The sequence below is a fragment of the Cupriavidus sp. 01L43 genome (genome assembly GCF_056399925.1).
Window position 1 is genome coordinate 1 of record NZ_JBFTSH010000021.1, and the last position, 17074, is coordinate 17074.

14 protein-coding genes are annotated in these 17074 nt (G+C 62.4%); 5 read left to right on the forward strand and 9 right to left on the reverse strand.

Annotated features, from left to right (window positions below):
• Positions 1–175: 175 nt before the first annotated feature.
• Both AC1DP9_RS25255 and AC1DP9_RS25260 read right to left on the reverse strand, forming a co-directional pair.
• Positions 176–1621: an IS1182 family transposase gene (locus AC1DP9_RS25255; protein WP_477106178.1), complete on the reverse strand. Its 1446-nt coding sequence runs from the start codon at positions 1619–1621 to the stop codon at positions 176–178.
• Positions 1622–1653: 32 nt separating this feature from the next.
• Entirely contained in the window at positions 1654–2661 is a 1008-nt protein-coding gene (locus AC1DP9_RS25260) for a retroviral-like aspartic protease family protein (RefSeq protein WP_477108808.1), read from the reverse strand.
• A gap of 196 nt (positions 2662–2857) precedes the next feature.
• Between AC1DP9_RS25260 and AC1DP9_RS25265 the strand changes: the two genes are divergently transcribed.
• The 3 genes from AC1DP9_RS25265 (at position 2858) to AC1DP9_RS25275 (ending at position 5263) form a co-directional block, all read left to right on the forward strand.
• Complete coding sequence (locus AC1DP9_RS25265; protein WP_441593082.1) at positions 2858–3160, forward strand: ArsR/SmtB family transcription factor; 303 nt, start codon at positions 2858–2860, stop codon at positions 3158–3160.
• Between the two features lie 69 nt (positions 3161–3229).
• Entirely contained in the window at positions 3230–4228 is a 999-nt protein-coding gene (locus AC1DP9_RS25270) for a zinc-dependent alcohol dehydrogenase family protein (protein ID WP_477108809.1), read from the forward strand.
• A 144-nt stretch (positions 4229–4372) separates the two neighbouring features.
• Positions 4373–5263, forward strand: coding sequence for a serine hydrolase domain-containing protein (locus AC1DP9_RS25275; RefSeq protein ID WP_477108810.1), 891 nt, complete (start codon positions 4373–4375; stop codon positions 5261–5263).
• Between the two features lie 76 nt (positions 5264–5339).
• Here the strand turns inward: AC1DP9_RS25275 and AC1DP9_RS25280 are convergent, their stop codons facing one another.
• Positions 5340–6290 carry a tripartite tricarboxylate transporter substrate binding protein gene (locus AC1DP9_RS25280; protein ID WP_477108811.1) on the reverse strand — a complete coding sequence of 317 codons (951 nt, stop codon included), beginning with the start codon at positions 6288–6290 and terminating at the stop codon, positions 5340–5342.
• 275 nt (positions 6291–6565) lie between these two features.
• On the opposite strand from AC1DP9_RS25280, the gene AC1DP9_RS25285 reads away from it, so the two are divergent.
• Positions 6566–7207: a TetR/AcrR family transcriptional regulator gene (locus AC1DP9_RS25285; protein WP_477108812.1), complete on the forward strand. Its 642-nt coding sequence runs from the start codon at positions 6566–6568 to the stop codon at positions 7205–7207.
• Between the two features lie 5 nt (positions 7208–7212).
• On the opposite strand, the gene AC1DP9_RS25290 is transcribed toward AC1DP9_RS25285, so the two are convergent.
• The 4 genes from AC1DP9_RS25290 to AC1DP9_RS25305 are packed head-to-tail and all read right to left on the reverse strand — an operon-like array spanning position 7213 to position 13800.
• The gene (locus AC1DP9_RS25290) at positions 7213–8613 is read right to left on the reverse strand and encodes an efflux transporter outer membrane subunit (protein ID WP_255370868.1); all 1401 of its coding nucleotides are present in this window, start codon (positions 8611–8613) and stop codon (positions 7213–7215) included.
• Positions 8600–11764, reverse strand: a complete 3165-nt coding sequence (locus AC1DP9_RS25295; RefSeq protein WP_092296273.1) for an efflux RND transporter permease subunit — start codon at positions 11762–11764, stop codon at positions 8600–8602. The genes AC1DP9_RS25290 and AC1DP9_RS25295 overlap by 14 nt, the downstream gene beginning before the upstream one ends.
• 4 nt (positions 11765–11768) lie before the next feature.
• Positions 11769–12989, reverse strand: a complete 1221-nt coding sequence (locus AC1DP9_RS25300) for an efflux RND transporter periplasmic adaptor subunit (RefSeq protein ID WP_477108813.1) — start codon at positions 12987–12989, stop codon at positions 11769–11771.
• A gap of 4 nt (positions 12990–12993) precedes the next feature.
• On the reverse strand, positions 12994–13800 hold the full coding sequence (locus AC1DP9_RS25305; RefSeq protein WP_454757817.1) for an alpha/beta hydrolase: 807 nt from the start codon (positions 13798–13800) through the stop codon (positions 12994–12996).
• Positions 13801–14028: 228 nt separating this feature from the next.
• Between AC1DP9_RS25305 and AC1DP9_RS25310 the strand changes: the two genes are divergently transcribed.
• The gene (locus tag AC1DP9_RS25310; protein WP_477108814.1) at positions 14029–15036 is read left to right on the forward strand and encodes a LysR family transcriptional regulator; all 1008 of its coding nucleotides are present in this window, start codon (positions 14029–14031) and stop codon (positions 15034–15036) included.
• 13 nt (positions 15037–15049) lie between these two features.
• Here AC1DP9_RS25310 and AC1DP9_RS25315 read toward each other — a convergent pair whose 3' ends face one another.
• The gene (locus AC1DP9_RS25315) at positions 15050–15616 is read right to left on the reverse strand and encodes a TetR family transcriptional regulator (protein ID WP_477108815.1); all 567 of its coding nucleotides are present in this window, start codon (positions 15614–15616) and stop codon (positions 15050–15052) included.
• A 104-nt stretch (positions 15617–15720) separates the two neighbouring features.
• Positions 15721–16932: an NO-inducible flavohemoprotein gene (gene hmpA, locus AC1DP9_RS25320; protein ID WP_477108816.1), complete on the reverse strand. Its 1212-nt coding sequence runs from the start codon at positions 16930–16932 to the stop codon at positions 15721–15723.
• Positions 16933–17074 lie beyond the last annotated feature (142 nt).

Genomic DNA, 17074 nt, shown 5'->3' on the forward strand with positions numbered 1-17074 from the left:
AGGGTCGAGGCCGTGTGGAAACTCCGCTGGAACTGCATAGCGCGCCCTTGTAGACGTCCATAATCGCTCAAACGGCGATATCAGACGATGGGGCTGGCAGCGTAACAGAGCGCGCAATTATGGCGAGCGGCTTGGAGAGCCGAATTTCGGGCGGGTTTTTCCTCCAAAAGGGAGCTTACGCCCCCAGCAGGCTCATCGCCTTCATCGTTTTTGCATATCCAAGAATGCGAAGCACGCGCTTTAAGTTGTATGCCAATACGAGCAGGCTCATCTCAGTACCAACATTGGGGAGCCTTCGCGTTAGGAAGTGCGTATAGCCCATCCAGTGCTTGAAGGTACCGAAGACATGCTCGACAGTGCGCCTTCGGATCTTCATCGCGTCAGGGGTTCTGTCGAGCCGGTGCTGCACGGCCTCGAGCACGGTTTCGTGCTCCCACCGCGAGATGCGGCGGTAAGGGCTTGGCGTGCATTGCGCCTTCATCGCACATTGAGGACAAGCACTACTCCAGTAGCGGCGTAGCTGCAGGCCATGCTCTTCTCTTGTGAAGCGGTAGATTGCCCGTTCTCCGGCAGGACACTGGTATTCGTCGTCTCGGGCGATGTAGATGAAGTCAGATCTATCAAATCGACCTTCAGCCTTTGCGCCGGATGTGGTTGGCTTGGGCAAGATTGCCGCGATGCCAGCATCCGCGCACGCCTTGATTTGTTGCGCACTGAAGTAGCCGCGATCGGCGACAGCCTTAAGTCGAGGCTTTCCCATTGCGTCGCGAGCGGCGCGGGCCATCGAGCTGAGCTGTGCTCGATCACTGCCGACATTGGTGACTTCATGAGCTACGATCAGATGGTGCTTTGCATCTACTGCCATCTGCACGTTGTAGCCTACGATTCCCGAACCCTTACCGCTTGTTGCCATCGAACGCGCATCGGGATCCGTCACCGATATCTGGCCATCGGGCACCACCTTGAGCTCGTCTTTTATCTGATCAAGCCGGTGCATCTGCTCCCGAAGCTGTGCGATCTTCTCCTGCAGTCGGTCGGTTTTTAGCTGCATATCCTCCGACTGGGTGCGATCAGCAGTTTCCAGCGCACTTAGATACCGTTGGATGCTTTCCTCGATTTGCTGTTGGCGCTTATCGACCTTGCCGGCTGTGAAGTTGCGGTCCCGAGTATTGACCGCCTTGAACTTGCTACCGTCAATCGCCACCAGAGCCTGGGTGAACAACTTAAGATCACGGCACAGAACAACAAAACGACGGCAGACGTTGCGGATGCCCGCACCGTTATCCCTGCGGAAGTCTGCAATGGTCTTGAAGTCTGGCGCCAGTCGACCGGTCAGCCACATCAGCTCTATATTGCGTTGGCATTCGCGCTCCAATCGACGACTGGATTGGACACGGTTGAGGTAGCCATAGATGTATATCTTCAGCAGAACCGCTGGATGGTACGAGGGGCGACCTGTGGTCGAAGGAGTCGCCCCTTCGAAGCCGAGCGATTCTAGTTCTAGTTCCTCAACAAAAGCCTCGATGATCCTGGCTGGATTGTCCTCGGCGATGAAGTCATCGAGACATTCTGGAAGCAGCGTGGCTTGCTTCCTATCTTCTCCCTCTATGAATCGCTTCATCCGATCCCCCAATCCGAATGCGTTGACTCAGTCTAGGTCATCAAGACGTTTTCACACAGCCTCGGTCGGACCGCGACTTCGACCTGACGCGTACTCATGTTGCCAACCGCCACGGTGTCTGCGTGCGCCAGCATCGCAGTCGTCACGCCGTTGGCGGAATGCAGCTTGATGGGCCGGCCGTCGGTGGGCGAAATGCCGGCCCGGCGGGCGAAAGCCGATGTCATCGAGACATAGCTTGCGCCCGTGTCCAGAATGAAGTTGCCCGTCTGGCCGTTGACCGTCAGCTTGACGCGTATCACCTCGTTAGGCCTGCGCGGGAAACGCTGCACCGGCGGCAGTTCCTCGGTCTTGCAGTTGCCGCCCTCTTGCCGGTATTGCGCGAGCTGCTTGCGCGCGCTGGACGAAGCCCGCCGCGCCGGATCATAGCCAATCCATGTCGCCATCAATTCGGCCGCCTTGCACGGCTCGCCCAGCGCTGCGCGCGCATCGGCCGCGCCCACATACACGGCACCGATCAACTGCGAGGGGGCGGTGCTACGGCGAATGATCGTCTCGAAATCCCGCAGCGCTGCGGCATATTCCTTCTGCGCATTCAGCACCGTCCCGCGCATCAACAACGCCATATCGGAACCGTCGATGCTGACCAGCTTGTCGGCCGCCTGCCGCGCGGCACGATAGTCACCGAGCATCCGGAAGATCTCCACGGCGTCGCTCAGGAATGCCGGCTGCGGCTGGCACAGGTTGCCGTATTTGGTCAGCAACGTCGCGGCTTCGCGCCGAAAGCGTGCCGCCAGCAGCGCGCGGGACAGATCCCATGCCGCGTGCTTGTCGCATCGCTCGCGATTGAGGGAGTCCAGGTGCCCGACGATGTCGCGGCGGCTGAAAGCGTCGCGCGGCAGCGTGTCCAGATGGAAGGCGATGAGCACATCGCGATACTGGTCGCGGTAGTCCGGTCCACGCACGATTGCATACATCACGCCAAGCACAAGAATCCCTGCAACAACCGAGGCAATCAGCAACCGCAGGAGCGACTTGGACATGTTCCAGGCAGCGAGTTCAAGATGTCTGGCATTTTAGGGCAAGTACGCTACGAATCACATGAGGGAAATCGTCGGTCCGCCCTTCGGCCCCGACCTTTGCTCCGATGCCGGAACAGCGTCAACAATCGGGCATATTTGATTCAACATCGGCAGCATCCTTCATTGACATATCGGGAAATGTCGATATTATGCCGTCATGGACCTGCTCGAAATTTTCAAAGCGCTCTCGAACCGGACACGGCTCGAGATCCTGCGCGGCTTGAAAGATCCCGTGAAGAACTTCCCGCCGCAGGATGAGGGCGACGTTCACACGGTGGGCGTTTGCGTGAGCAGCATCCAGGAAGGGGTCGGACTGTCGCAATCAACGGTGTCGGATTACCTTGCCACGCTGCAACGCGCGGACCTGGTCGAGGTCCGGCGCATCGGACAGTGGACCTACTACAAGCGGAACGAAGCAGCCATCAGCGCCCTCGCCCAGCTCATCGGGAAGGAGCTGTAATTTTTTGCCTATATATATCGATATTTCCCAATATCCCGTTTTATCGAAACAATCCGGAGACACCTCACCATGAAAGCACTGGTCCTGAAAACATTCGGCGGGCCCGACGCATTCGCACTTTGGGAAGTACCTAAGCCCGCGCCTCAGGCGGGACAAGTCCTGGTCCGGGTCGAGGCTACCTCGATCAATCCCCTGGACTATCAGGTCCGGCGTGGTGACTACGCCGACCTCGTGCCACTGCCCGCCATTACCGGCCACGACGTCTCTGGCGTCGTCGAAGCAATCGGCCCCGGCGTGACGGCCTTCATCCCCGGCGACGAAGTCTGGTACACCCCGCAGATCTTCGACGGCCCCGGAAGCTATGCCGAATACCACGTTGCATCCGAGAACATCGTAGGAAGGAAGCCTGCGTCCCTGAGCCACCTCGAAGCGGCAAGCCTGAGCCTCGTTGGCGGAACGGTGTGGGAAGCGCTGGTCGCGCGTGCGGCGCTGCGCGTGGGAGAGAGCATCCTGATCCACGGCGGTGCGGGCGGCGTTGGCCATATTGCGATCCAACTCGCGAAAGCGATGGGAGCCAGAGTATTCACGACCGTGCGCGACGACAACTTCGAGTTCGCAAGACGCCTGGGGGCGGATGTGGGCATCGACTATCGGAAAGAGGATTACGTCGGCGCGATCCTGCGCGAAACAGGCGGCAAAGGCGTTGATGTCGTGTTCGACACCATCGGCGGCAACACGCTGTCCCGCAGCCCGGACGCCCTCGCCCAACTCGGCCGCGTTGTCACGATCGTCGATACCGCGCAGCCGCAGAACGTGATGCAGGCATGGGGCAAGAACGCGAGCTACCACTTCGTGTTCACACGACAGAACCGCGGCAAGCTCGACGAACTGAGCGCATTGGTCGAGCGCGGCCAACTACGGCCGCACGTAGGCGCAGTCTATTCCCTCGCCGACATCCCCCTCGCCCACGCCCGACTCGAAAGTTCCGGCAACGGCCTACAGGGAAAAATCGCGATAGCGGTCGGACCGTTGACGCAGCTCGACATGGAGAGGGCTCTCTGCGAATAGAACTCTGCCATTCGTCTCCATCACCTCTATTCCTTCGTCAAGGTCGTAGTTTGAGCAGTCATTGCGAACGGCGCTACCGGTTGATGGTGTATCTTGCCTGCTCCACGCTTTACCACCATCCAGCCACTACCGCTTGAGTGCTCAATGCTGATCTCCGTCATCTCCAACGGCCAATCACCAAGACCTCCCGGGCAATTTGAACCCGCCGTACCATGGTGGAGTTTTACTAAGACAGTATTGGCCGCGACAGCTCTGACACTGGTGCGAGACAGACTGCTCGACCTGGATACTTCACTTCCTGAAAGCGCATTCACCTTGCGCCAACTCCTGCGGCACGAGGCTGGACTCGCAGACTATGGCGAGCTTCCCGAGTACCACGCTGCCATTGCAAACCATGAAGCGGCATGGTCGCCAGACGAGATGATGCGCCGTCTCGATGGTCACCGGCTTCGATACACCCCCGGAGCTGCCTGGCGCTACTCGAATGTTGGCTACATGCTCGTAGCAAGGCTTATCGAACGTGCGACAGACCAGCCGCTTGAAGAAGCCGTCAGGCGGCAGGTGTTGGTGCCTCTCGATATTTCGACGGCTCGTTTCGCAACGGAGCGCACAGATATACACCGGGATTACCTCGACAGTTCGTTGAACTACGATCCGGCCTGGGTCTATCACAGATTGCTGATCGGCCCCGTTTCACAGGCTGCTCTTCTTCTGGATCGTCTGCTCGCCGGAGAGCTTCTTCCCGCCAACTTGCTTCAGGATATGCAGTCGACACGGGTACTGGGTGGCCCGATCGCCGGGCGTCCCTGGATTTCGCCAGGATACGCTCTGGGTCTTATGCGAGGCGCTATCGGAGGCGGCTTGATCGTGGCTGGACATACCGGATGTGGGCCCGGAAGTGTCGTGGCGGTCTATCGTGGCGCCGTTGGTGAAGCCACGGCGTGCTGCGCAGTTTTCTCGCCGGGTGCAAATGAGGGGGACATCGAGGCGCACGTTGTCCAGCAGATACATGAGGCGCTGGAGAAAACGCGCTGAGGGCATTCTCCGGTCATGCCTGGCGTCTAGTGGATATCAGTCTCTGCCCATCCTGGATGCCCGCTTTGGGTTGGAACTACTGGGGCGTCAGCTTGATCGAGGCGGCCATCTTCCTAAGCCTCTCGGTCTCGTCGACGTAGAACTTCGCGGACGCCGCAAGGGTCTGTGGCTTCATCGGCTGCACGCCGGAGAGCTCAAGCGCCTTGATCAGTTCAGGCGACCGCAGCGCTTGCTGCGAGGCGTCCGTCAATACGCGGGCACGCTCCGCTGGGACACCGGCCTTGCTCATGACGCCCAGCCAGATCGAATACACGAACTCGGACTTGCGCGCGACGCTGGTTTCGGAGATGGCAGGCACGTCGGGCAGAGTTCGCATGCGCTGCGTGTCCAGCACCGCCACCGCCTTGATCTTGTGCGTTTCCAGCAACTGCGTGGAGGCACCGAGGTTTGGCAGAATCGTCATGTCAATCTGGCGACCGGTCAGGTCTGCCAGCATTGGCGTGGCGCCCTTGTACGGCACCTGCAGCATCTTGGCGCCGGTCAGCTGAGCCATGTATTCGGCGACGATGTGGTACATGGTCCCGTAGCCCGGATTGCCGAAGGTCAGGCTATTGCTACCTGCCGACTTGCCGGCCGCGATGATCTGTTCCAGCGAGTTGTACGGCAGGTCGCTGCGCGTCATCACGACGAGTGGGTGGTTCGAGACCGGCGCCAGCAGAGTTAGTTCCTCTGACTTGTACTTGGCGCTGGCAAGCGCCAGCGGCGTCAGGATGGCCTCGTTGGGCGAGCCCATGATGAGCGTGTAGCCGTCTGCCGGACGGCTCAGCAGCCGCTGCACTGCCAGCGCGCCGCCGGCGCCGGGCAGATTCTCGATGATCACGGGCTGGCCGAGCGCCTTGGCCATTGCCGGCTGCATGGCCCGCGCCAGCACATCGGCGGGCCCTCCCGGAGGAAATGCGACCAGCATCGATATTGGCTTGGTGGGAAACGCGTCGGCAGCGGATGCCGGTGCGCCGGTCAGCGTCATCCCCAGGATGACGGCACTAAGCGCCATCCAGCGGTTGGCGGGGGGGTGTCCTCGGTCTTGCATCTCGTCCTCCACTTTATTAGACCTTCTCGCATCGATACGAGAACCGGTTGTGAGGGGATTGTTGGCCGGAAATTTTGTTCGAGATACAGCAATCCTTACACAAGATCGTTGCTCTGTGGGCAACGCAGAGCGGGAAGGACATGAAGGCGCGATCGGCCAGCAGTCGCTGCTTGAGACCGTGAGAGGCCGTTCAGTGTGTGGCGATATCGGCTATGCTCCGCAGCATCCGCCTTCATCCAGTCGTTCCTCCCATGGGCCATTCGCAAGCCTCCAGGCAAGCCACTCACGCACGCATTGTCACCATTGCGGCGCAGCGTTTCCGCGTGCACGGACTTCGCGGCATCGGCGTAGCGGACATCATGCAGGAAGCCGGGCTGACGGTGGGCGGCTTCTACAAGCACTTTCCCACACGTGAGGCGCTGGTCTGCGAGGCGATGGCCGAGGCGTTCCTCGATACCGACCAGTGGAGCCTGCGCCTGCGTGCAAATCTTCGGCGATCGTTGCGGGAATACCTTGGGGAATCGCATCGGGACCGGCGCGAAAACAGCTGCGGCATTGCGGCCTTCCTGAACGACACGGGTGTCAGCGGTGTGGAATCGCGCGCGTTGTATACGAATCGGCTGCGGCGGTTGGTGGAACTGATTGCGTCGCTGCTGCCGGAGGACGGAGCCAACAGGCAGGCCAAGGCGATGCTGGTGTATAGCGCGTGCGTAGGGGCGCTGACCCTGTCACGCGCGGTGTCCGATGCAAAGTTATCGAGGGAATTGCTGAATGCCGTGGCGGATCAGCTGATGGCGGTGATTGAAATGCCAGACCGCTCCCCTGCCCCTCTCCCTGAGGGAGAGGGGCGCTAAGCTACCTACTGCACTTCCCAGCCACCTCCAGCCGCCGCAAAGATCCGCACCAGTGCCTTGCGTAAGTTCGCATCCGAGGCCGCCTGGCGTGACTCCGCCTCTAGCTGATCCCGTTCCGCTACCAGTACATCGAGCAGTCCCACATACCCATATCGATATTGCAGGCGCGCCAGTTCTGCCGCCTTGCGGTTCTGCGCCACCCCTGCCGTCAAGGATGCATTCTTGACGTTCTCGTTCAGATACCCGGACAGCGCGTTCTCCATGTCCTCCAGCGCATCGAGCACAGTCTGCTGATAGCCGAGATAGGCCTGCGTCTGCCGTGCATCGGCCGCGTTGATCTGCGAGCGGATGCGACCGAAGTTCAGCACCGGCTGGATCAGCCCGGCGCCAATCCCCCACGGTGTTGATGAGAACGGCGATGCGCTCTGCGCCCCGAAGAAGGCCGTCAGCGAGATGTTGGGAAACAGTTCCGCCACCGCTGCCTTGCGCGCCGAGATGCTCGCTGCGAACTGGCGCTCCGCCACACGCACGTCGGGCCGCGTGGCCAGCACCGTTGCCGGGGCCGAGACAACGATGCCTGGATCGAGCGGTTGCCAGGCCGGCTCTCCGGCAAGCATCGCCGACAACGAGCCCGGCGTGCGGCCCAGCAGGCTCGACAACCTGTTCATCGCGCCGTCGTATCCGGTACGCAGCGTAGGCAGCAGCGACTCCGTTGCGGATACCTGTGCGGCGGCACGTTGTACGTCGAAGTTGCTCGCCAGCGCGCCCTGCTTCTGCGCCTCGATCAACTGCAGTGTGCGGCGCTGGCTGTCCAGGTTGCGTTCCGTGATGCCAATCTGCTGCGCGAAGTTGCGCAGTTCGAAATAGCTGCGTGCCACCTCGGCCAGCAGCGCCACGCGCACCGCCTGCTGGCTCGCTTCAGCGGACTGCAGCACCGCAGCCGCCTGTGCCGTGCGTGCCTGGTTGCGGCCAAACAGGTCCACCTCCCACGCGGCCGAGATCGCCACTTGATTGATCGTCACGGCCTGGTCATTGGTCACGAACCCCCGGTTGCCGCGCTCGGAGCTGGCCGTCGCATTGACCTGCGGCGCCAGCGCCGATTGCGCCAACAGGCGGCCCGCGCGGGCCTCCTCCACCCTGGCTTTGGCAATCGCCAGTGCCTTGTTGCTGGCCAATGCCTCGCTCACCAGGGTATCGAGTGTCGGGTCGCGGAAGCGCGACCACCACGTCTGGTCTACGCCGGCACCGGCGTCGGCCACCAGATAGGCATTTGCCGCCCCATTTCCGTCTTCCAGCTTCGTCCACTGCGGCGCAGGATCGATGCCCGACGACTGCGGCCCCACGGGTGCCGTGCAGGCCGCCAGCGCCGCAGCCGCCAGCGCCGTCATCAGCTTAAGCTTCAACATGGTGATGCACCTTTTCGGTCTTGGTGATGCGCTTCTCCAATGCGCGCGCCATCACATAGAAAATCGGGGTCAGGAACAGGCCGAAGAACGTCACGCCGATCATGCCGAAGAACACCGCCACCCCCATGGCATGGCGCATCTCGGCACCGGCACCGTGCGACAGCACCAGCGGCAGCACGCCTGCGATAAACGCGATGGATGTCATCAGGATAGGCCGCAGCCGCAGGTGAGCCGCTTCTACCGCCGCCGCAAACGTAGACTTTCCCTCGATCTCCAGCTCGCGCGCGAACTCGCCGATCAGGATGGCGTTCTTGCACGCCAGCCCTATCAGTACGAAGAAGCCGATCTGCGTGAACAGGTTGTTGTCGCCCTTGGTCAGCCACACGCCCATGATGGCCGAGAACAGGCACATGGGCACGATCATGATGATGGCCAGCGGCAGGAACACGCTTTCGTACTGCGCGGTCAGCACCAGGAACACCAGCAAGATGCAGATCGGGAACACGATCAGCGCCGTGTTGCCGGCCAGGATCTGCTGGTAGGCCAGCTCGGTCCATTCGAACGTCATCTCGCCGGTCAGCGTGTCGTCCAGGATCTTGGTGATCGCGGCTTGTGCCTGCCCCGTGGAGTAACCGGGCGCCGGGCCGCCGTTGATATCGGCCGAGCGATAGCCGTTGTAGCGTGCGGCGCTCTCCGGCCCGCTGGTGTCGCTCAGCGTAACCACCGCGCCAAGCGGCACCATCTTGCCCTCGCCATTGCGCACCTTCAGTCGAAGAATGTCATCACGCGACGAGCGGAAGTCCGCATCGCCCTGTGCAATCACCTGATACGTGCGGCCGAACTTGTTGAAGTCGTTCACGTACAGCGAGCCCAGGTAGATCTGCATGGTCTTGAAGATGTCATCCACGTCGATGCCCAGCTGCGACGCCTTGGTGCGATCCACATCGGCAAATAGCTGCGGCGTGGTGACGTTGTACGTGGAGTACACCCCGGCCAGCTCGGGCGCCTTGCGCGCTTTCTCCAGCACCGTGTTGACGGTCTTGCTCAGCGCCAGGTAACCCACATCGCCCCGATCCTCGATCTGCAGCTTGAAGCCGCCCGTATTGCCCAGCCCTTGCACGGGCGGCGGCGGAAACACAGCGATGAACGCATCCTTGATGGCGCTGTACTTCTGCTGCAGCGCGCCGGCCAGGGCCGGACCGGACGAGCCGATCTCGCGCATCTCCTCGAACGTCTTCTCGCCGAAGAACACGGTTGCCGACGAAGAACTGTTGATGAAGCCATTCAGCGACAGCCCCGGGAACTGCACCGCATTGCGGAAGCCCGGCTCCTTGGCGGCGATGTCGGTCATCTGCCGCACAACCGATTCGGTTCGCTCCAGCGTGGCACCATTCGGCAGCTGGATCAGGTTGACCAGATATCCCTTGTCCTGGATCGGCACGAAGCCCGACGGCACCTTGCTGAAGCCCAGCACCGTGGCCCCCAGCAGCACGAGGTAGATGGCGATCGAACCGCGCTTGCGATGCAGCGCGCGCGTCACGCCCCCGCTGTACGCCTCGGAACTGCGGTGGAAGAATCGGTTGAATCTGGTGAAGAAGCCACCAAGCAGCCGGTCCATGAAGCGCGTCAGCCGGTCCTTGGGCGCATCGTGCCCGCGCAGCAGCAGCGCCGCCAGTGCCGGCGACAGTGTCAGGGAGTTGAAGGCCGAGATCACCGTGGAGAACGCAATGGTCAGCGCAAACTGGCGATAGAACTGCCCGGTCAGGCCGCTGATGAAGGCAATCGGCACGAACACGGCGCACAGCACCAGGGCGATGGCGATAATCGGACCAGTCACCTCCTTCATGGCCTTGATGGTCGCATCGCGTGGCGAGAGCCCGGTGGCGATATTGCGCTCCACGTTCTCCACCACCACGATGGCATCGTCGACCACGATGCCGATGGCGAGCACCAGCCCGAACAGCGACAGCGCGTTGATCGAGAACCCGAACGCATGCATCGCTGCAAAGGTGCCCACCACGGACACGGGCACCGCCAGCAGCGGGATGATCGCTGCACGCCAGGTCTGCAGGAACAGGATGACCACCAGTACCACCAGCACGATGGCTTCGATCAGCGTATGCGTGACGGCGGTGATCGAGTCGCGCACGAAGGTCGTGGGGTCATAGGCGATGCGGTACTCGAGCCCCTTGGGAAACCGCTTGCTCAGTTCCTCCATCCGTGCCCGCACATTGTTCGATATCTCGATGGCGTTAGCGCCCGGCGACTGGAAGATCACCAGTGCCAGCGCCTGCTTGTTGTCCAGCAGTGCGCGCAGCGCGTAGTCGCTGGCGCCAATCTCGATGCGCGCCACATCCTTGAGGTAGGTAACCACCCCGCCGTCGCGCTTGACAATGATGTTCTCGAACTGGTCGACATCGGACAAACGCCCCTGCACGTTAACCGGCAACTGGATCTCGACGTTGTTCGCGTATGGCGCGGCACCAATCACCCCTGCCGCCACCTGGATATTCTGCTTGCGGATGGCGGCCACCACCTCGTCGGGATTCATGTTGCGCTCGGCCACTTTTTGCGGATTGAGCCAGATGCGCATGGCGTAATTGCCCGAGCCAAACATGTTGATCTGGCCGATGCCGCTGATCTTGGCCAGTTCGTCCTTCACGTTGAGCCGTGCGTAGTTGCGCAGGTACAGCATGTCGTACTGGTCATTGGGCGAGACCAGGTGCACCACCATGGTCAGGTCGGGCGAACTCTTGACGGTGCTGACGCCAAGCTGGCGCGTCACGTCCGGCAGGCGCGGCAGTGCCTCATTGACGCGGTTCTGCACCAGTTGCGTGGCGAGGTCCGGATCGGTGCCGAGCTTGAACGTCACGGTGAGCGTCATCTGGCCATCGCTGGCGGCCTGCGACGACATGTAGAGCATGTTCTCCACGCCGTTGATCTGCTCCTCGAGCGGCGTGGCGACGGTTTCGGCAATCACCTTCGGATTGGCGCCCGGAAACTGCGCGCGCACCACCACCGACGGCGGTACCACTTCCGGATACTCGGAGATCGGCAGCTTGGGGATGGCGATCAGCCCAGCCAGGAAGATGATGATGGAAATGACCGCCGCGAAGTTGGGCCGATCGACGAAGAATTTCGAGAGATTCATGCTGTCACTCCGCCAGGGGCGGCGTGCCCCGCGCCGGGCCCGCCGATGCCGTCTTCACCGCCTCGGGAACGGCCTCCTTCGGGGCGACTACCACATCGGGGCGGACGAACTGCAGGCCCTTGGTCACCACCCGGTCGCCCGCGTTGAGCCCGCTCAGCACGATATGCCGGCCATCGACGCCCGCGCCGAGCGTCACTTCGCGATAGACGATCTTGTTCTCCGGCCCCACCACGAAGACGAACTTCTTGCTCTGGTCGGACCCCACCGCCACGTCCGGCACCAGTAGCGCGCGGGTGTCTCCGCTGCCGGCCAGGCTGATGGAGACGAACATGCCGGGCACTAATGCGCCGTCCTTGTTGGCAAAGCGCGCTCGCGCGCGGATGGTGCCGGTGTTCACATCGATGCTGTTATCGAACGTGTAGATCTTTCCCTGATAGACGTGTTCGGCATCGCCCTGGAGCCGCATGTCCACAGGGATCTGCTGTTCCTTGCTTTGCGTGTCCGCGTGATTGCGGATGGAGCGGACATAGCTCTGCTCGTCCACCTCGAAGTCAGCATAGATCCCATCGTTGGACACGATACGCGTGAGTACCGGTGCGTTGGGGCCCGGTTGCACGAGGTTCCCCACCGTCAATTCGGCACGACTGATACGGCCCGCGATGGGTGCCTTGACGTAGGCATAGTCGAGATTGATGCTGGCCTGCCGCAACGCGGCATTGGCGGCCAGCACCGCCGCCTGCGCCATGCGGTACTCGTTGCCGCGCTGGTCGTGCACGCTCTTGGGAATCGCCTCGGCGGCGATCAGGCCCTTGGCGCGATCGTACTCGGTGGTGGCAAACTCCGCCCGCGCACGCGCCGAGGCGAGGTCGGCACTCGCGCGCGCCACGGCGGCTTCGTACGGCCGCGGATCGATCACGAACATGACCTCGCCAGCGCGTACGGACTGACCGTCGCGGACCTTCACTTCCACGATGCGCCCGCTCACCTCCGGCCGCACGAGCGCCTCGTCCACCGCCTTGAGTCGCCCGGAGAAGCTGGTCCAGACGCGCACGTCCTCCGGCTGCAGCGACTTCACGGTCACCTCAGTGGGCGCAGCGGCGGCCGGCGGTGCGGCGGCGCTTGTTTCGGTCAGCGCCACACTGGCTGCCAACCCGGCTGCCACCATGACGGCACCGACGCCCGCCAGCACCGGTGGACGGCGGAAAATGGATCTACGTTGTTCCATGACTTCACTCCTGCGAAGCGTGTCTTTGTGGATGGGATGTTCGTTGCGCGCGGCGCGGGCCGGCTTCGGCAGCGTGGAGACGGCGAGCGAAGAACGCTGCCACGTCGGCCAGCGCGCCGGCATGGGTCACGATCGACTGGTGTGACGCCTCGGCGTAGCGGGTGGTCTCGGTCGGCACGCCCGCCGCAATCAGTTCGCTGGCGTAGGTCTCGCCTTCGATGTGGCAGAGGTCGCGCGCGGCGCTCACGATCAGCGTGGGCGGCAACCGTTGCAGACGACGCGACTCCAGCGGCGCCACGTAGGGGTGCAAGTGCTGGAGGACGTCAGGCAAGTAGGCGCGATAGGCCATGGCGCAGTCGCTCGCCGAGAGATCGGCCCCAACCAGCCTCCCGCCATCGGCCAGCCGGGTCATGCTGGGGTCGAGTAGCGGGGCAATCAGCGCTTGCGCGAGCAGCGTCAGGTCCTTGCGGTCACGCGCCATGGCCGCGATGCCGGCCGCGAGGTTGCCGCCAGCATCGTGACCTGCGATACCCATGCGGCGCGCGTCACCGCCGTAGGTGCCCGCATTGGCCAAGGCCCAAAGCCCTGCCAGATACCCGTCCTCAAGCGGTACAGGAAACGGAAACCGGGGCGACAGCGAATAGCCCACCGCAATCACCACGGCTGGGGTGGCGGCGGCAATGGCCCGCGCTGCCGCGTCGGCGCACGCCACACTGCCCTGCACGAAACCGCCGCCGTGCAGGTAGAGCACCACGGGAGGCCGGACGTCCAGTCCGACCGGCACGTAGATGCGCAAGGGAATCGGCTGCACGTGACCCGCAATCCGCACGCTTTCCACGCGGGTCGTTACAGGAGGGGATTGGCCATTCGGGACCATGAGGGGCTGCCTGGAATTGCAAATGCTGCGATGCACGAAGTCTGGTACATTGCGAACTTCTGGTAAACGTTCATAATCCAGAACACAATTTGGCGTGACCGAACAATCGGGCCCGTAACGCACCAGGCGTTCCGGTCCGGCGCACCAATGAAGGGCAAGACGATGGATAAGGTCCAGGCAATGGAAGTCTTCACGCGCGTGGTGGAGATGAACAGCTTCTCGCGTGCGGCGGAGGCGCTGGGGTTGTCGCGCACGTCGGCCACCACGATCATCCAGGGACTGGAAGCGCACTTGCGCGTGCGGCTCATCAACCGCACCACGCGGCAGCTCAGGCTGACGCCCGAGGGCGCCGACTATTACGAGCGCTGCATGCGCATCCTCGCGGAGATTGCCGAGACCGAGGTGGCCATGACGCGCTCTGGTCAGGGGCCGATGGGCAGGCTGCGCGTGGAGATGCCGGCGGCCATCGGCCGCGCCATCGTCGTGCCGCGGCTGCATACGTTCCACGCGCGTTTTCCCGACATCGAACTGGTGGTGGGCTATGGCGACAAGCTCGTGGACCTGATCCAGGACGGCGTGGATTGCGCGATCCGCGTCGGACCGCTACAGGACTCGAGCCTGGTAGCGCGCGGCCTGGGCGACATGCACCTGGCCACCGTGGCCAGCCCGGCTTATATCGCCCGCCATGGCATCCCGCGTACGCTGGCCGACCTGGCGCACCACACCGCCATCCATTACTTCTCCAACCGCACCGGGCGCAGGCTGGACATGAACTTCATCGTGGACGGCAATCCGGTGGAGGTGGCGATGCGCGGCCGCGTCAGCTTCAATGACGCCGATGCCTACGTGGCGTATGGCCTGAGCGGCGCCGGCATGCTGCAGGCGCCCCGCTTCATGGTGAAGGAGCACCTGCGCAGTGGCGCGCTGGTGGAGCTATTGCCGCAATGGCGGCCACGGCCGATTCCGATTGCGGCGATCTATCCGCAGAACCGGCATCTCGCGCCAAAGGTGCGGGTGTTCGTCGACTGGGTGGCGCAGATGTTCGAATGCTGCCCGCTGCTGGCGGCGGATGAAGGCAAGTGTCCCGATGCGATGCCGCTGGCAGGCGCATCCGCTCGCGTGCCGGCCGCGGCCCCCGCGATTGCACACGAGCACGAAGCCGTGCTGTAGGGCGCCAGCGTCCCTAGCCCAGCGGCGTGGCGAGTTGGACCAGACCGTCCGCCACGTTGTCGAGGAGGTCTTGCGAGTACGCGGGATCGCTGACGGCACGGGACAACCCCATCGCACCGACGAAGGCGGAGAGTTGAAGCAGCGCCATCGCCCGTGAATCGGCGTGCCCTTCCGCCTTGTTGAGTCCTTCCAGGAAGTCCAGCACGCGGTTCACCTCGAGCGTATAGGCATCGCGTGTGGTCGGGTCTGCGTGTGCGATGTCGTGCACCAGCGCCACCAAGGGGCAGCCAACACCGGGGGCGTCCCGGTGCGCGGCATTGAGGTAATTGCGCACCGCACTGGGCGCATCGGGCGATCCTGCAGCCCACTCATCGAGACTGCGCGCGGCGATATGGACGACTTCGGCCAGCATTGACTCGCGCGACGAGAAATGCCGGTAGAACGCCCCCGGCGTAATACCTGCCTCGCGGGTGATCTCAGCCAGCCCGATCCCTGAAAAACCATGCTCGCGGAAGCGTTGTGCGGCGACCGTAAGTATGCGTTGACGCGTAGAGGCCTTCGTCTCCTTCGAGTGTCCCATGTTGCATGCAGTGATTCAGCGGTTGGCAATATGGCACGCATTGTCGCGCGTAAGTCTCTAGCCAGCAATCATGACGAGATCCACTGCTCGCTGGCCTTCTTGGGTTATCCCGCGAACAGGTCGGGGCCGAAAACCTCGTAATGAATATGCGACTCACGAATGCCCAATCCCTTCAGCGCGTCATGCTGGAGCCGCATGAATGGAATCGGGCCACAAATGTAGTAATCGGCATCGGTCAGCAATATCGAATCCTTGATCGCCGCCACGTCGATTAGCCCGGCAAAATCGTAGTCGTGATTGGCGATATCCTCCGGCAGTGGCGCATCGTAGAACACGATCAAATCGAAATTGGGGAATGTCCGAGCCGTCTCGCGCAGCCGGTCGCGCATGGCGTGAACGCTCCCATTACGGGCACCATGCACGAAAACCACATGCCGCTGCGGGTCCTGGATCGCCTGCGTCAGCATGCTGACCATCGGCGTCAGCCCTACGCCGCCGCTAATCAGCACGATGGGCGTGCGCGCATTGACGTCGATATGGAAACTGCCATAAGGCGCTGCCAACCTGACTTCATCGCCGACATTCACGTGGTCATGCAGCAGGTTCGATACATAGCCCGCCGGCTGCGGCCCGCCCCCTTCACGCTTGACCGAGATCCGGTAGCTGCGGCCATTCGGCATATCGGACAGGCTGTACTGACGAATCTGCTGCATACCCAGTGCAGGCACGTTGATGGCAATGCTGGTGTACTGGCCGGGCTCAAAGTTGACCACCGGCCCGCCATCGACGGGTTCCAGAACGAATGAGGTGATAACGCTGCTTTCCGCGTCCTTTGACCGCACGACAAAATGCCGCCAGCCCGTCCAGCCCCCGTCCTGTGCCCCCGACCGCTCATACAGATCGCTTTCCATCCCCATCAGCACATCGGCAAGATTCCCATACGCCTGCGCCCATGCCGAGATAATGTCGTCCGTCGCTGCACTGCCCAAGACTTCCTTGATCGCCGCAAGCAGATGCTCCCCGACGATAGGATATTGCTCGGGACGAACACCCAGACTCGCATGCTTGTTCGCAATATTGGTTAATACCGCCATCAGACTGCTCGGATCCTCGATATTTTCCGCATAGGCATAAACCGCCCGCGCCAACGCCTGCTGCTGCTGCCCCCGCTCCTGGTGAGCCATGTTGAAGATGTTCTTCAACTCAGGATGGGCCTGGAACATGCGCGTGTAAAAGCACTTGATAATGTCGTAGCCGTGCTCAGCCAGGACGGGAGCGGTGGCCTTGACGATGTCTTTGGTTTTTTGGGTGAGCATGGGGGATCTCCTTGGGGGCAGGTCAAGCGGCGTAGGCGCTTGAACAGCATAGGAGACGTGAGGCGGAGCGGCGAGGCGAGGCTTATGCCATCGCCGCTGGTCGAGTCGTCCGTCGGCCGGTTGCGGTCCTGCTGGAACCGCA

What these genes read in the sequence shown, in the direction of transcription:
- AC1DP9_RS25255 (WP_477106178.1), bottom strand. Translation starts at nt 1,621, where the DNA reads ATGAAGCGATTCATAGAGGGAGAAGATAGGAAGCAAGCCACGCTGCTT.
- AC1DP9_RS25260 (WP_477108808.1), bottom strand. Translation starts at nt 2,661, where the DNA reads ATGTCCAAGTCGCTCCTGCGGTTGCTGATTGCCTCGGTTGTTGCAGGG.
- AC1DP9_RS25265 (WP_441593082.1), top strand. Translation starts at nt 2,858, where the DNA reads ATGGACCTGCTCGAAATTTTCAAAGCGCTCTCGAACCGGACACGGCTC.
- AC1DP9_RS25270 (WP_477108809.1), top strand. Translation starts at nt 3,230, where the DNA reads ATGAAAGCACTGGTCCTGAAAACATTCGGCGGGCCCGACGCATTCGCA.
- AC1DP9_RS25275 (WP_477108810.1), top strand. Translation starts at nt 4,373, where the DNA reads ATGCTGATCTCCGTCATCTCCAACGGCCAATCACCAAGACCTCCCGGG.
- AC1DP9_RS25280 (WP_477108811.1), bottom strand. Translation starts at nt 6,290, where the DNA reads ATGACGCTGACCGGCGCACCGGCATCCGCTGCCGACGCGTTTCCCACC.
- AC1DP9_RS25285 (WP_477108812.1), top strand. Translation starts at nt 6,566, where the DNA reads ATGCTCCGCAGCATCCGCCTTCATCCAGTCGTTCCTCCCATGGGCCAT.
- AC1DP9_RS25290 (WP_255370868.1), bottom strand. Translation starts at nt 8,613, where the DNA reads ATGTTGAAGCTTAAGCTGATGACGGCGCTGGCGGCTGCGGCGCTGGCG.
- AC1DP9_RS25295 (WP_092296273.1), bottom strand. Translation starts at nt 11,764, where the DNA reads ATGAATCTCTCGAAATTCTTCGTCGATCGGCCCAACTTCGCGGCGGTC.
- AC1DP9_RS25300 (WP_477108813.1), bottom strand. Translation starts at nt 12,989, where the DNA reads ATGGAACAACGTAGATCCATTTTCCGCCGTCCACCGGTGCTGGCGGGC.
- AC1DP9_RS25310 (WP_477108814.1), top strand. Translation starts at nt 14,029, where the DNA reads ATGGATAAGGTCCAGGCAATGGAAGTCTTCACGCGCGTGGTGGAGATG.
- AC1DP9_RS25315 (WP_477108815.1), bottom strand. Translation starts at nt 15,616, where the DNA reads ATGGGACACTCGAAGGAGACGAAGGCCTCTACGCGTCAACGCATACTT.
- hmpA (WP_477108816.1), bottom strand. Translation starts at nt 16,932, where the DNA reads ATGCTCACCCAAAAAACCAAAGACATCGTCAAGGCCACCGCTCCCGTC.